This is a genomic window from Pseudomonas atacamensis (assembly GCF_017167965.1).
GTDB lineage: Bacteria > Pseudomonadota > Gammaproteobacteria > Pseudomonadales > Pseudomonadaceae > Aquipseudomonas > Aquipseudomonas atacamensis.
The window spans coordinates 5,170,035-5,184,523 of record NZ_CP070503.1; the positions used below are offsets into that span (position 1 = coordinate 5,170,035).

At 58.1% G+C, this 14,489-nt stretch carries 15 protein-coding genes and 2 tRNA genes; 1 reads left to right on the top strand and 16 read right to left on the bottom strand.

Annotated features, from left to right (window positions below):
• Window positions 1–134 precede the first annotated feature (134 nt).
• The 14 genes from rpsO to rlmE all read right to left on the bottom strand — a co-directional run bounded on the left by rpsO (window position 135) and on the right by rlmE (window position 13,158).
• Complete coding sequence (rpsO, locus tag JWU58_RS23600; RefSeq protein ID WP_016771751.1) at window positions 135–404, bottom strand: 30S ribosomal protein S15; 270 nt, start codon at window positions 402–404, stop codon at window positions 135–137.
• 143 nt (window positions 405–547) lie between these two features.
• Window positions 548–1,465 carry a tRNA pseudouridine(55) synthase TruB gene (gene truB / locus JWU58_RS23605; RefSeq protein ID WP_024011571.1) on the bottom strand — a complete coding sequence of 306 codons (918 nt, stop codon included), beginning with the start codon at window positions 1,463–1,465 and terminating at the stop codon, window positions 548–550.
• Window positions 1,466–1,469: 4 nt separating this feature from the next.
• Window positions 1,470–1,871, bottom strand: coding sequence for a 30S ribosome-binding factor RbfA (gene rbfA / locus JWU58_RS23610; RefSeq protein WP_016771753.1), 402 nt, complete (start codon window positions 1,869–1,871; stop codon window positions 1,470–1,472).
• A gap of 159 nt (window positions 1,872–2,030) precedes the next feature.
• Window positions 2,031–4,559, bottom strand: coding sequence for a translation initiation factor IF-2 (gene infB / locus JWU58_RS23615; protein WP_206421066.1), 2,529 nt, complete (start codon window positions 4,557–4,559; stop codon window positions 2,031–2,033).
• A 27-nt stretch (window positions 4,560–4,586) separates the two neighbouring features.
• Complete coding sequence (gene nusA, locus JWU58_RS23620; RefSeq protein WP_024011569.1) at window positions 4,587–6,068, bottom strand: transcription termination factor NusA; 1,482 nt, start codon at window positions 6,066–6,068, stop codon at window positions 4,587–4,589.
• A gap of 47 nt (window positions 6,069–6,115) precedes the next feature.
• Window positions 6,116–6,574 carry a ribosome maturation factor RimP gene (rimP, locus tag JWU58_RS23625; RefSeq protein ID WP_125927170.1) on the bottom strand — a complete coding sequence of 153 codons (459 nt, stop codon included), beginning with the start codon at window positions 6,572–6,574 and terminating at the stop codon, window positions 6,116–6,118.
• A gap of 139 nt (window positions 6,575–6,713) precedes the next feature.
• Window positions 6,714–6,790, bottom strand: a tRNA-Met gene (locus tag JWU58_RS23630).
• A 97-nt stretch (window positions 6,791–6,887) separates the two neighbouring features.
• Window positions 6,888–6,973 (bottom strand) — tRNA-Leu (locus JWU58_RS23635).
• Between the two features lie 22 nt (window positions 6,974–6,995).
• Entirely contained in the window at window positions 6,996–7,379 is a 384-nt protein-coding gene (secG, locus tag JWU58_RS23640; RefSeq protein WP_016771756.1) for a preprotein translocase subunit SecG, read from the bottom strand.
• A 4-nt stretch (window positions 7,380–7,383) separates the two neighbouring features.
• On the bottom strand, window positions 7,384–8,139 hold the full coding sequence (tpiA, locus tag JWU58_RS23645; RefSeq protein ID WP_056782873.1) for a triose-phosphate isomerase: 756 nt from the start codon (window positions 8,137–8,139) through the stop codon (window positions 7,384–7,386).
• A gap of 65 nt (window positions 8,140–8,204) precedes the next feature.
• A complete protein-coding gene (gene glmM, locus JWU58_RS23650) occupies window positions 8,205–9,542 on the bottom strand; it encodes a phosphoglucosamine mutase (protein WP_130887754.1) in 1,338 nt (445 codons plus the stop codon).
• Between the two features lie 16 nt (window positions 9,543–9,558).
• Complete coding sequence (gene folP / locus JWU58_RS23655; RefSeq protein ID WP_206421067.1) at window positions 9,559–10,410, bottom strand: dihydropteroate synthase; 852 nt, start codon at window positions 10,408–10,410, stop codon at window positions 9,559–9,561.
• An 8-nt stretch (window positions 10,411–10,418) separates the two neighbouring features.
• A complete protein-coding gene (gene ftsH, locus JWU58_RS23660; RefSeq protein ID WP_016771759.1) occupies window positions 10,419–12,326 on the bottom strand; it encodes an ATP-dependent zinc metalloprotease FtsH in 1,908 nt (635 codons plus the stop codon).
• Between the two features lie 202 nt (window positions 12,327–12,528).
• Entirely contained in the window at window positions 12,529–13,158 is a 630-nt protein-coding gene (gene rlmE, locus JWU58_RS23665) for a 23S rRNA (uridine(2552)-2'-O)-methyltransferase RlmE (RefSeq protein ID WP_016771760.1), read from the bottom strand.
• 101 nt (window positions 13,159–13,259) lie between these two features.
• Between rlmE and JWU58_RS23670 the strand changes: the two genes are divergently transcribed.
• Window positions 13,260–13,568 (top strand): YhbY family RNA-binding protein, encoded by a 309-nt coding sequence (locus JWU58_RS23670; protein WP_016771761.1) that lies wholly within the window; start codon window positions 13,260–13,262, stop codon window positions 13,566–13,568.
• A 9-nt stretch (window positions 13,569–13,577) separates the two neighbouring features.
• Here JWU58_RS23670 and JWU58_RS23675 read toward each other — a convergent pair whose 3' ends face one another.
• Both JWU58_RS23675 and greA read right to left on the bottom strand, forming a co-directional pair.
• Window positions 13,578–13,982: an MFS transporter gene (locus tag JWU58_RS23675; RefSeq protein ID WP_130927366.1), complete on the bottom strand. Its 405-nt coding sequence runs from the start codon at window positions 13,980–13,982 to the stop codon at window positions 13,578–13,580.
• Between the two features lie 28 nt (window positions 13,983–14,010).
• On the bottom strand, window positions 14,011–14,487 hold the full coding sequence (gene greA / locus JWU58_RS23680; protein ID WP_038861135.1) for a transcription elongation factor GreA: 477 nt from the start codon (window positions 14,485–14,487) through the stop codon (window positions 14,011–14,013).
• Window positions 14,488–14,489: the final 2 nt, after the last annotated feature.

Consider the following 14,489-nt stretch of genomic DNA (forward strand, 5'->3'; position numbering starts at 1 on the left):
GGCCCGATGGCAATTGTCCGGGTGCTACAGGTAAAGCCATGCTGCAGATAAAACTTGAGGCTGGGAGCCTGCAAGGCGCCAGCGGAAAACCGCTGACGCCCGACAGACCACCAACCTCATAGCGCAATCGCTGATTAGCGACGCAGACCCAGGCGAGCGATCAGCGCGGCGTACCGGCTTACGTCCTTGCCTTTCAGGTAGTCCAGCAGCTTGCGACGCTGGTTAACCATGCGGATCAGACCACGACGGGAGTGGTGATCTTTACCGTTGGCCTTGAAGTGACCTTGCAGTTTGTTGATGTTGGCGGTCAGCAGTGCAACCTGCACTTCTGGCGAACCAGTGTCACCAACAGCTTGCTGGTAGTCAGCAACGATTTGAGCTTTTTCTTGAACGTCGAGAGCCATGAGGCAATCCTTCCTTATCAGGAAACTGTTTCAGGGAAACAGCTTCAACAGGCCAGGGACAAATCCCTGTATCTATAAATGAGTAGTGACCATGCCTGTTAACAGCCACACTCGCCGGCCCGCTTAACGCAGACCGGTTCCGGTCATTCTGACCGAATCAAGCGACGCGGCGCGATGCGCCCGTCTTCGCTCACTTCACCGATACCGATGAAACGACCATTGTGATCCTGTACCCGCACCATGCCGAACTTCGGCGCATCCGGGGCACGTACCGGCTGGCCGTTGAGCCAGTAGAACGCACTCGCTTCGGAAAAGTGCAGCAACGGCCAATCCTGCAGGCCGCTGTCCGATGGCATCAGGAAGCGATCGACCGCTTCGTTGCCGCCTTCGGCATGTACCGCTTCCAGCTCTTCGAGGGTCACGGTCTGCGCCAGGGTGAAAGGCCCGGCCTGGGTCCGACGCAGTTCTGCGACGTACGCACCACAACCGAGTTGCTCACCGATATCCTCCACCAGGGTGCGAATATAGGTGCCTTTGCTGCAGTCCACCGCAAGCCGCGCAGTATCGCCTTCGAAGGCCAGCAATTCCAAGCGCGCAATAGTAACAGAACGCGGTTCGCGCTCCACTACTTCGCCTGCACGTGCCAGTTTGTACAGCGGCTGGCCATCACGCTTGAGTGCCGAGTACATCGGCGGTATCTGACTGATTTGCCCGCGAAATTTCGGCAGAACCGCTTCGACATCGGCGCGACCAACGGTCACCGGACGCTCCTGCAAAACCTCGCCTTCGGCATCGGCCGTGGTGGTGGTCTTGCCCAGTTGCGCCAGAGTCTCATAGCCCTTGTCGGAATCGAGCAGGTATTGCGAGAACTTGGTCGCCTCGCCGAAGCACAGCGGCAACACACCGGTGGCCAAAGGGTCGAGGCTGCCGGTGTGCCCGGCCTTCTCGGCATTGAGCAGCCAGCGCACCTTCTGCAAGGCAGCGTTGGAGGTGAACCCCAACGGCTTGTCGAGCAGGATGATGCCGCTGACGTTACGACGGATACGTTTGACCTGAGCCACCGAATTACTCCTTGGTGTCTTCAGGTGCTGGAGCGGCAACGTGCTGATTGTCTTCAGCCACGGCGCGCTCGATCAATGCCGACAGGTGCGCGCCACGCACGACGGATTCGTCGTAGTGGAAGTGCAATTGCGGCACGCTGCGCAGCTTCATTTCGCGGGCCAACTGCATGCGCAGGAAGCCTGCGGCGGCATTGAGCACCTTGATGCTTTGCGCGATGTCTTCAGCGTTGTCCTGCCCCATCACGGTGATGAAAATCTTCGCATGACCGACGTCACGGGACACTTCCACAGCAGTGATGGTGACCAGACCGACGCGCGGATCTTTGACTTCGCGACGGATCAGTTGCGCCAGCTCGCGCTGCATCTGATCGCCGATACGTTGGGTACGGCTGTATTCTTTTGCCATGATTTGTTACCTGTTACTGCCCAGCGGTGAAACCCGCAAGGTCTGAAAGCGGCAAACGCCCGGCCTGACGAAAGCCAGACCGGGCGTTGCGTTTAGAGTCCGGACGCTGTGCCGTGCATTTGCATGCTACGGCCCATCGTGGCCCTTGAAGTGCGCGAGTCAGAGGCTGCGAGCAACCTGAACCTTCTCGAAGACTTCGATCTTGTCGCCGACTTTGACGTCGTTGTAGCTCTTCACGCCGATACCGCATTCCATGCCGGCACGTACTTCGGAAGCGTCATCCTTGAAGCGGCGCAGGGATTCCAGCTCGCCTTCGAAGATAACGATGTCTTCACGCAGTACACGGATCGGACGGTTACGGTGCACGACACCTTCGATCACCATGCAACCGGCGATCGCGCCAAATTTCGGCGAACGGAACACGTCACGCACTTCGGCCACACCCAGGATGTTCTCGCGAACATCGCTGCCGAGCATGCCGGTCAGGGCTTTCTTGACGTCTTCGATGATGTCGTAGATCACGTTGTAGTAACGCATATCCAGACCTTCCTGCTCGACGATCTTGCGAGCGCCGGCATCGGCACGCACGTTGAAGCCGAACAGTACAGCGTTGGAAGCCAGTGCCAGGTTGGCGTCGGATTCGGTGATACCACCGACACCGCCACCCACGACGCGCACTTGTACTTCGTCGTTGCCCAGGCCATTCAAGGCACCGTTCAACGCTTCCAGCGAACCACGGACGTCGGATTTGAGGACGATGTTGAGCGTCTTCTTCTCGGCCTGACCCATGTTTTCGAAGATGTTTTCCAGCTTGCCGGCGTGAGCGCGAGCCAGTTTGACTTCGCGGAACTTGCCTTGACGAAACAGAGCCACTTCACGGGCTTTCTTCTCGTCGGCAACCACGCTCATCTCGTCGCCAGCGTCCGGGGTACCGTCCAGGCCGAGGATCTCGACAGGGATGGATGGACCGGCTTCCTTGATTGGCTTGCCGTTCTCGTCGAGCATGGCACGTACACGGCCGTAGTTCGAACCGACCAGGACCATGTCGCCTTGACGCAGCGTACCGTCCTGAACCAGCACGGTTGCCACTGGGCCACGACCCTTGTCGAGACGCGATTCAACCACCACACCACGGCCAGGAGCCGACGGAGTAGCTTTCAGTTCGAGAACTTCGGCCTGCAGCAGAACGGCTTCAAGCAGCTCGTCCACGCCAGTACCCATCTTCGCCGAAACCGGAACGAATGGTGTGTCGCCACCCCAGTCTTCGGAAGTCACGCCGTGAACCGACAGCTCGCTGCGGATGCGATCGAGATCGGCGCCCGGCTTGTCGATCTTGTTCACTGCTACCACCAGCGGCACGCCAGCTGCCTGCGCATGCTGAACCGCTTCGATGGTTTGCGGCATCACACCGTCGTCCGCTGCAACCACGAGGATCACGATGTCGGTCGCCTTGGCACCACGGGCACGCATTGCGGTAAACGCAGCGTGACCCGGGGTATCGAGGAAAGTGACCATGCCGCGATCAGTCTCAACGTGGTATGCACCGATGTGCTGGGTGATACCGCCGGCTTCGCCAGCAGCTACCTTGGCACGACGGATGTAGTCGAGCAGGGAAGTCTTACCGTGGTCAACGTGGCCCATTACGGTCACGACTGGTGCACGGGAGAACGACTCACCTTCAAACTTCAGGGACTCGGCCAGGGAATCTTCCAGAGCGGTGTCGCTGACCAGGGTCACTTTGTGGCCCAGTTCTTCGGCTACCAGTTGAGCAGTTTCCTGATCAAGCACCTGGTTGATGGTCGCTGGAGTACCCAGTTTGAACATGAACTTGATGATTTCAGCCGCTTTGACCGACATCTGGTTGGCCAGATCGCCAACCGTGATGGTCTCGCCGATCTGCACGTCACGCACGACAGGGCCGGTCGGGCTCTGGAAACCGTGGGCGTTGCGCTTCTTCAGCTTGGCCTTGCCGCGACCACCACGACGGAAGCCATCGCTTTCTTCGTCGGTAGTGCGTGGCGCCACACGTGGCGCCGGGGCTTTTTCTTTGACCGATGCGCGATGCGGAGCGTTTTTGCGCTCGCCATCACCACCACCGCTGCGACGATTGTTGTCGTCGGCGCGTGGTTTGTCCGGACGGCGCTGTTCGTTCTGCTTGTTGCGAACGTCAGCCGATGGCGCAGGAGCAGCAGCCACCGGTGCGCTTTCGCGAACAGGTTCGGCAGCAGCAGCCGGCGCCGCAACGGCGTCGCTGGCAGCGGTTTGCGCAGCAGCAGGCTGGCGACGCGCTTCTTCTTCGGCGCGTTGCTTGGCTTCTTCTTCAGCCTTCTGACGGGCAGCATTTTCTACTGCGCGACGCTCATCCAGTTCACGCTTGCGCTCGGCTTCGATTTCTTCCGGGCTGCGCTGTACGAAAACTTTCTTCTTGCGAACTTCAACGCTGATGCTCTTGCTACCAGCCACACGAAGGGTGCTGGTGGTTTTACGCTGCAGCGTGATCTTGCGTGGTTCTTCCACTTTCGCCTTGTGACTGCTCTTCAAGTAAGTCAGCAGGGATTGCTTCTCACTGTCAGTCACATTTTCGTCGGCGGCGGTGTGCGGCAGACCTGCCTCACGCATCTGCTGCAACAGGCGCTCTACCGGTGTTTTGACCTCATCGGCCAGTTGTTTCACCGTGACTTGCGTCATGCACTTCTCTCCTCAGGCCGCGCCTAATTACTCGAACCAGTGGGCTCGGGCGGCCATGATCAACTTGCCGGCACGATCATCGTCAATGCCGTCGATGTCGAGCAGGTCGTCAATAGACTGCTCGGCCAGGTCTTCGCGGGTAATTACGCCGCGCACCGCCAGTTCCATCGCCAAATCCTTGTCCATACCCTCAAGCGAGAGCAGGTCTTCGGCCGGATGGGCGTCTGCCAGCTTTTCCTCAGTAGCGATGGCTTTGGTCAACAAGCGATCCTTGGCGCGAGCACGAAGCTCGTTGACGATGTCCTCGTCAAAGCCGTCGATGTTGAGCATCTCCTCCACCGGTACGTAGGCAATCTCTTCCAGGCTGGTGAAGCCTTCATCTACCAGCACCTGAGCCAGTTCTTCGTCGACTTCCAGCTCGTCGATGAAGTTGCGCAGGATGTCGCCGGTTTCTGCTTGCTGCTTAGCCTGGATGTCCGATTCGGTCATCACGTTCAGGGTCCAGCCAGTCAACTGGCTGGCCAGACGCACGTTCTGACCACCGCGACCGATGGCCTGAGCCAGATTGTCTGCGCCAACGGCGATGTCCATGGCATGGGCATCTTCGTCAACGATAATTGCCGCAACCTCGGCCGGGGACATGGCGTTGATGACGAACTGGGCCGGGTTGTCGTCCCACAGCACGATATCAACACGCTCACCGCCCAACTCACCCGATACCGCCTGGACGCGCGAACCGCGCATACCGATGCAGGCACCTTGTGGGTCGATGCGCTTGTCCTTGGAGCGGACGGCGATCTTGGCTCGCGAACCCGGATCACGGGAGGCGGCCATGACCTCGATGAGGCCTTCGGCGATTTCCGGCACTTCGATACGGAACAGCTCGATCAGCATTTCCGGCGCGGTACGCGACAGGATCAGCTGCGGGCCGCGGTTCTCGGTGCGGATTTCCTTGAGCAGCGCACGCAGACGCACGCCGACACGGAAGGTTTCGCGAGAAATGATGTCTTCACGGGCCAGCAACGCTTCAGCATTGTTGCCCAGATCGACGATCACGTTGTCGCGGGTGACTTTTTTCACGGTGCCGGAGATGATTTCTCCCAGGCGCTCGCGATAGGCGTCGACCACTTGAGCGCGCTCGGCTTCGCGAACTTTCTGCACGATGACCTGCTTGGCAGTCTGTGCAGCGATGCGGCCGAATTCGATGGATTCGATTTTCTCTTCGACGACGTCACCGACCTTGGCACCAGGATGCGTTTCGGCAACCTTGCTTGGCCAGGTCTCGATGGCCGGATCGTCGAGATCATTCTCTTCGACGACCGTCCAGCGACGGAAGGTTTCGTAGGAACCGGTGTGGCGGTTGATTTCCACACGCAGGTCCACTTCGTCTTCAAAACGCTTTTTGGTAGCAGTGGCCAGAGCCAGCTCCAGCGCTTCAAAAATTACGCTTGCCGGTACACCCTTTTCATTGGATACCGACTCAACAACCAGCAGTACTTCTTTGCTCATCGTACGCCTCGCCTTTCGCAAGCCATTGGATCCGCGGGATCCGCGTCTCAGTCAAAACTGGGAATAATGTTGGCCTTGTCGATCATATCGATCGGCAACAGGAACTCGTGGTCTTCTACCTGCACCACGACGTCCTGCTCTTCTACACCGCGCAGAAGGCCCTGAAAATTGCGTCGACCTTCGAAAGGCGAGCGCAGCTTGATCTTCACTTGTTCACCGGCAAATTGGGCAAACTGCTCAAGAGTGAACAGCGGGCGCTCCATGCCAGGCGAGGAAACTTCAAGGGTGTATTCAACGGAGATAGGATCTTCAACATCCAGAACACCGCTGATCTGACGGCTGACAATGGCGCAATCGTCCACCAGCACGCCACCCTCTTTATCGATATAAACGCGCAACATCGAGTGACGACCCTGAGCCGAAAACTCGATACCCCAGCATTCATAGCCCAGGGCCACGACCACCGGGGCCAGCAAGGCCTGCAACTCTTCTAGCTTGCTCGACACCTGAACCCCCTAGTGCATGATATGTGCATGCTTTGCAAAATAAAAAAATGGGCATAACGCCCATCCTTGAAACGCCGTCGAACAGCGGCGTTGAAAGTATCCAGCTAACAAAAAGCCCCTTAAAAGGGGCTCCTTAAACTGGTTGCGGGGGCCGGATTTGAACCGACGACCTTCGGGTTATGAGCCCGACGAGCTACCAGACTGCTCCACCCCGCGACAAAGCTGGGGCGGAAGTATACGACCGATCCCTTTTAGGGTCAATGTAACCTTCCACCTGCAAGAAAGCCCGCAACAGCGGGCTCTCCTGACTAATTGGTACCGAGAAGGGGACTCGAACCCCTACACCCTATGGGCACAACCACCTCAAGGTTGCGTGTCTACCAATTCCACCACCTCGGCGATACTACGCTTGGAACTCTTCTTACTTCTGCTCTTGAGCTGGAGGCACGTCAGTCGCTGGAGTAGCCGACTTTTGCTCTTGAAGCACCGGGACATCATCAGAAGCCGGTTGTTGCTTAGGTACTTCCAACACTGCTGGATCTGGAAGACCTGCTTGAGTCAGCTGATGAGCTTTCTCTTTAGCAAAGTAACCTAACCCCAAGCTGGTTATGAAGAAACCGGCGGCAAGTATAGCAGTAAACTTACTAAGAAAGGTAGAGGAACCTTGGCTTCCGAACACAGTATTTGAAGCACCTGCTCCGAAAGACGCGCCAGCGTCCGCACCCTTACCCTGCTGCAGCAAAACCAGAGCAACTACGCCCAATGCACCCAGCAGATGAAAAACGACTACGACTGTTTCCAGCATTTTTTCAGTTTCCCGCGGCGCGACAGATCGCACCGAACTCATCTGCATTCAGGGAAGCTCCACCAATGAGCCCCCCATCGATATCCGGCATGCCGAACAGTTCGACCGCATTGGCCGCCTTCACGCTGCCGCCGTATAGAAGCCGCACACCTCGTGCGACTTCAGAATTCTCTGCCGCCAACTGCTCGCGAATGGCTTTATGCACATCCTGAGCCTGTTGCGGCGTTGCAGTCAGCCCGGTACCAATGGCCCAGACCGGCTCGTATGCAATCACTGCCTTGGCAAAGGCACCAACACCCAGCTCCTCGATGATGCTGCCCAGCTGACGCCCGACAACTTCAAGAGTTTTTCCGGCTTCGCGCTGCTCGAGGGTTTCCCCTACACACAACACCGGAGTCAAGCCACATGCCTGTGCCGCTGCGAACTTGCGATTCAGCATCCCGTCTCGCTCGCCCATAATCTGGCGGCGTTCGGAGTGCCCGACAAGCACCAGGGAACAACCTGCATCCACCAGTTGGCTGGGAGCAATCTCACCAGTCAACGCACCTTGCATGGCTTCCACCGCAGAATTCTGCGCGCCGACCGAAATCGACTTGCCTTTCAAGCCATCAATCACTTGATTGATATACAAGCAAGGCGGGAACACCGCGACATCAACACCGCTTGGCAAGGCCAGATGACGAAGGCCGTTGATCAGCTCAGCGACGCTGGCGCGGGTACCGTGCATCTTCCAGTTACCAGCTACCATAGGGCGACGCATGCTGTACCTCGTCGGTCAAAGTGGGCGCAGATGTTACCCAACACAATCATGGCTTGCAAGCCGTATCAGGCAGAAACTTCGGTTACCAGTTTTGCCAGCTCTTCGGCATAGCCGCGAACCTGGTTTTCGTCCTCGCCTTCGACCATTACGCGCACCAGAGGCTCTGTGCCGGACTTGCGCAGAAGCACGCGACCGCGCCCCGCCATCGCCTGAGTGACACGGGCACTGGCTTCCTTGACAGCCGGATGCTCCAGCGGGCTTTCACCGCCGCCAAAGCGAACGTTGATCAGCACCTGAGGGCACTTGCGCAAAGCCTGCCGCGTTTGCGCCAAACCTTCGTTGCGGGATTTCAGAGCCATCAACACCTGCAGAGCCGCGATGATCGCATCGCCCGTGGTGGTGTGGTTGAAGCAGACCACATGCCCGGAGTTTTCCCCGCCAACGAGCCAGTTGCGCTCTTGCAGTTCGGCAATCACGTAGCGGTCACCGACATTGGCGCGAACGAACGGGATCGACAGATCCGCCAAGGCCAGCTCGAGACCAAGATTGCTCATCAATGTACCGACGACGCCACCCTGCAACTTGCCACGCTCATGCAGATCGCGAGCAATGATGAACAGCAGGTCGTCACCATCAACGATGGTGCCGGTGTGATCGACCATCAATACCCGATCACCATCACCATCGAAGGCGATACCCAGGTCCGCATGTTCAGCCAGAACGGCGGCCTGCAACGGCCCCATATGCGTGGAACCGCAGTTATCGTTGATGTTCAGCCCGTTCGGCTGAGCAGACAGCACGACGACTTCGGCACCCAGCTCACGGAAGACGCTCGGTGCAACCTTATAAGTGGCACCGTGCGCACAATCGATGACGATTTTCAGACCGGCGAAACTGGTCCCGGTAGGCACACTGCTTTTGCAGAACTCGATGTAGCGACCCGATGCGTCATTGATTCGCGAGACTTTGCCGATCTTGCTCGACTCGACGACGGTCATCGGCGTATCGAGCAACTCTTCGATCATCAATTCCAATTCATCCGGCAGCTTGGTGCCTTTGCCGGAGAAGAACTTGATGCCGTTGTCATCATGCGGGTTGTGCGATGCACTGATCACGATCCCGGCCTCTGCCTGGAAAGTGCGCGACAGATAGGCGATGGCAGGTGTCGGCATCGGGCCGAGCAGCATCACATCGGCACCCGCCGAGGTCAGGCCCGCCTCCAGTGCCGATTCGAACATATAGCCGGAGATCCGCGTGTCCTTGCCGACCAGCACCTTGCAGGCACCCATCTTGCGGAAAGCCATGCCAGCCGCCCAGCCGAGCTTGAGCATGAAGTCAGGTGTGATCGGGTATTCACCTACGCGACCGCGAATGCCGTCGGTACCAAAATATTTCTTGCTCATAAGTGCTCCATCATTCTTATTCGGCTGATTCTACTGCCGCGATCATTCGCACTACATCGACAGTTTCCGGCACATCGTGGACGCGCAATATCCGCGCGCCCTTGACCGACGCCAGCGCTGCCAGCGCCAGGCCGCCATGCAGACGTTCGCCCACGGGACGATTCAAAGCGTGGCCAATCATACTCTTGCGCGAAACACCTACCAGCAAAGGTCGACCCAGCGCATGCAGGGCCTCCATGTGCTTGAACAAGCTTAGATTGTGCTGCAGGGTTTTGGCGAAGCCGAAGCCGGGATCGAGAATGATCCGCTCGGCAGGAATGCCCGCCTGCGCGCACTGGTCCATGCGTTCGGCGAGAAACTCACCGACCTCGCGAGTGACATCCTGATACCGCGGATTGTCCTGCATATCCCCCGGTTCGCCGAGCATATGCATGAGACAGACCGGCAACCCTGTCGCCGCCGCCGCATCCAGCGCACCATCGCGACGCAACGAACGCACATCATTGATCAGGCCGGCACCGAGCCGTGCGGTTTCGCGCATGACTGCCGGGGTGGAAGTATCGACCGAGATGATGACATCCAGCTCGCGATTGATCAGCTCGACAATCGGCGCGACGCGCTCAAGCTCCTCCAGAGGAGAAACCGCTCGCGCGCCTGGCCGGGTCGATTCGCCGCCGACATCGATCAGCGTCGCACCTGCCAGCACCATGGCTTCTGCGTGGCGCAAAGCCGCATCGAGCTGGCTGTAGCGGCCGCCGTCGGAAAAGGAATCAGGAGTGACATTGAGAATGCCCATGACATGCGTCTGGGCCAAATCAAGAACCCGGTTGCCGCAAGGCAACCGGGTCAGGGACTGTACAGAAGTCATTTCAAGCCTTAAACGTCAGCAGCCGGACCGCCAATCGGTTTTTCCGGACGCTCGTCCTGCACGACAGGCGGCGGAGGCGTACCGGTGCCACCCGACCAGTCGCGAGGTTCGCGAGGTGTGCGGCCGGCCATGATGTCGTCGATCTGCTCGGCATCGATGGTTTCGTACTTCATCAGCGCATCAGCCATGGCATCGAGCTTGTCACGGTTATCCGTGAGGATCTGCTTGGCGGTGCCGTAGCACTGATCAATGATGCTGCGCACTTCGGAATCGATCAGCTTGGCGGTCTCGCCGGAGAAGCTGGCAGCCTGGCCGCCACCGCCGCGACCGAGGAACACTTCGCCCTCTTCTTCGGCATACATCAGCGGACCGAGTTTTTCCGACAGGCCCCATTTCGTCACCATGTTCCGGGCAATCTGACTTGCACGCATGATGTCGTTGGACGCACCGGTGGTCACACCGTCGAAGCCCAGGGTCATTTCTTCAGCGATACGGCCACCGTACAACGAGCAGATCTGGCTGATCAGCGCACGCTTGGACAGGCTGTAGCGATCTTCTTCCGGCAAGAACATGGTCACACCCAGCGCACGACCGCGCGGGATGATCGACACCTTGTAGACCGGATCATGCTCAGGCACGACGCGACCAACGATGGCGTGGCCGGCTTCGTGGTAAGCAGTGTTCTGCTTTTCTTTCTCGGACATGACCATGGATTTGCGCTCGGCGCCCATCATGATCTTGTCTTTCGCCAGCTCGAACTCTTTCATCTCGACGATGCGTTTGCCGCTACGAGCAGCGAACAACGACGCTTCGTTGACCAGGTTGGCCAGGTCAGCACCGGAGAAGCCCGGAGTACCACGTGCGATCACTGCCGGAGCAACGTCGTCGCCCATTGGTACTTTACGCATGTGCACTTTCAGAATCTGCTCGCGACCACGAATATCCGGCAAGCCGACGACTACCTGACGGTCGAAACGGCCCGGACGCAGCAGCGCAGGGTCGAGTACGTCCGGACGGTTGGTCGCAGCAATAACAATGATGCCGTCATTCATTTCAAAGCCGTCCATCTCTACCAGCAACTGGTTGAGAGTCTGCTCACGCTCGTCATGACCGCCACCCATGCCGGCGCCACGATGGCGACCTACGGCATCGATTTCGTCGATGAAGATGATGCAAGGGGCGTGCTTCTTGGCCTGCTCGAACATGTCGCGGACGCGGCTCGCGCCGACACCGACGAACATTTCGACAAAGTCGGAACCGGAAATGGTGAAGAACGGCACTTTCGCTTCGCCGGCAATCGCCTTGGCCAGCAAGGTTTTACCGGTACCCGGCGGGCCGACCATCAGCACGCCGCGCGGGATACGCCCGCCCAGACGTTGGAACTTGCCCGGATCACGCAGGAACTCGACCAGCTCGCCGACTTCTTCCTTGGCTTCGTCGCAACCGGCAACGTCAGCCAAAGTGGTTTTCACCTGATCTTCGGAGAGCAGGCGTGCCTTGCTCTTGCCGAAGCTCATCGGCCCGCCCTTGCCACCGGCGCCGCCCTGCATCTGGCGCATGAAGAACATGAACACCGCGATGATCACCAGGATCGGGAAGCTGGCCACCAGGAGCTGAGTCCAGATGCTTTGCTGTTCAGGCTGCTTGCCTTCAACCACAACGTGATTGTCGACCAGATCGCCGATCAGGCCATTGTCCTGAATTGCCGGACGAATGGTCTTGAAGCTGTCGCCATCGGTGCGCTTGCCGGTAATCACATAGCCGTCAACGGCTACGCGCTCGACCTTGCCATCCTTGACCTGCTGGATGAAGTCGGAATAGTTGAGGGTCTGCGGCTCGTTAGGGCTGGAGAAGTTGTTCATCACCGTCACCAGGACTGCCGCGATGATCAACCACAGGATCAGATTCTTTGCCATATCGTTCAATTAACTACCCTCTGAAGCAAGCTCCGCTACTGGCGCGCGCTTCGCATGATATTCACCGGCCTAACTTACTACATTACCTACAACTCTGGCAGGCGCCGTCTGTAACCCTTTGTGAAACACTTTCTACACAATATTCGCTTATGCCTGCAGAGCGAAATATGAAAAACCTATCGCCCCGCCGAAAAACCTTGTTTTACGCATCACCGCCGCGATAACCCCAGGCCAGCATGTACTGCTCACGGGAGCTGCCACGGGAAGAGTCTGGCTTGATCATCTGGATCTTGTCGAATTTCTTCCGAGCATCTTTCAGATAAACGTCAAACCCTTCGCCCTGAAAAATCTTGATGACGAAATTGCCACCGGGCTTGAGGATCCGTTCCGCCAGGTCCAGCGCCAGCTCACACAGGAACATGGCCTTGGGCATGTCCACTTCGGGCGTACCACTCATATTGGGGGCCATATCGGAAATCACAAGGTCAACCTGCGAATTACCCACGGCCTCCAGGATTTCAGCGAGCACCGAGTCCTCCGTGAAGTCGCCCTGGATAAAATGCACGTCTGGGATGCTGTCCATTTCCAGGATGTCCGAAGCGATCAGACGACCCTGACCGCCGATCAACCGACTGGTCACCTGGGACCAGCCACCCGGCGCGGCGCCGAGGTCGACCACGCTCATGCCCGGACGGATGAGTTTGTATTTTTCCTGGATCTCCAGAAGTTTGTAACTTGCACGCGAGCGGTAGCCATCCTTCTGCGCCTGCTTCACATAAGGATCGTTGACATGTCTTTTCAGCCAACCAAGGCTTGTCTTGGAACGCGCCATTGGGCACCTCGATGATTAGGGTCGTGATTAGTTGGGCGGATCCACGAACCCTCGGGTAAAATGGCCGCCATTTTACAGAATCCAGACGAAAGGGTCAGATTATGCCGCTCACTCCAGAGCAGAAGAAACAGTACAAATCCATCGGCCACCACCTCAAACCAGTGTTGACGGTAGCGGACAACGGTTTGACTGAAGGTGTTTTAGCCGAACTTGAACGCGCCTTGGCCGATCACGAGCTGATCAAGATCAAGCTCAATATCCTCGATCGCGAGTCGCGCCTGGCGCACATCGCCGAGCTGTGCAAGGTCGGCAAAGCGGACCTGGTTCAGGTCATCGGCAAGATGGCTCTGGTCTACCGCAAGAACTTCAGCGCCAACAAGCAGCTGTCGAACGTTCATCGCTTCAAGTGATGTGCAGGGTCAAGGGTGTGCTTCGCGCACCCTGCCACTCCATCCCGGCACCGGCTGCATGACCAGCACCAACCCGGAAAATCCCAGTACCAGATAACTGAATACCTGCCAGCGCTGCGCATCCGGCCAGCCGACACGCACGGCGACATACATCGCGCACGCGTACAACGCCATCAACAGCACCTGCCCGCGAAAATCCCGCCATAGACTGGCAAGGCCCTCGGCCTGTACCAGCACCAAAGCCTGAAAGATCACGCACAGAGCGGCGAACCCCACCACCAGCACTTCGAATGCACTGGCCACTTCGTCGATCAACAGCGGCGCCAGGCCGATCTGGCCCAACGCCGGCTGCAAACCGATATGAATCAACCATAGGCCACCGACCCAAAGCATCTGGGTCAGTTGCCAAAGCATGGCGCCCGCATGCAGCGGGCGCCTTCTTTCAGATGTGACGAACTTCGACAATCTCGTACTCGATCACGCCGCTTGGCGTTTTGACGGCGACAACGTCACCCTCTTCCTTGCCAATCAAGGCGCGGGCCAGCGGCGAACCGACAGAGATCTTGCCGAGTTTGAAGTCAGCCTCATCCTCACCCACGATGTGGTAAGTGACGCTTTCATCAGTCTCGACGTTGGCGATCTCGACGGTAGTACCGAAAATCACTTTACCGGTGTGAGGAATGGTCGTGACATCGATGATGACCTGGTTCTGAATCCGGCCTTCGATGTCACGAATACGCGCTTCGACCATGCCTTGCTGTTCGCGGGCAGCATGGTATTCAGCGTTTTCCTTCAAGTCACCCAACTCGCGGGCCGTACCGATGTCCTGGCTGAGCTTCGGACGGACGACCTTGGTCAGGTGAGCATGCTCCTCTTCCAGGGCGCGAGCGCCCTGAACAGTCATTGGGTACTTGGTTATGC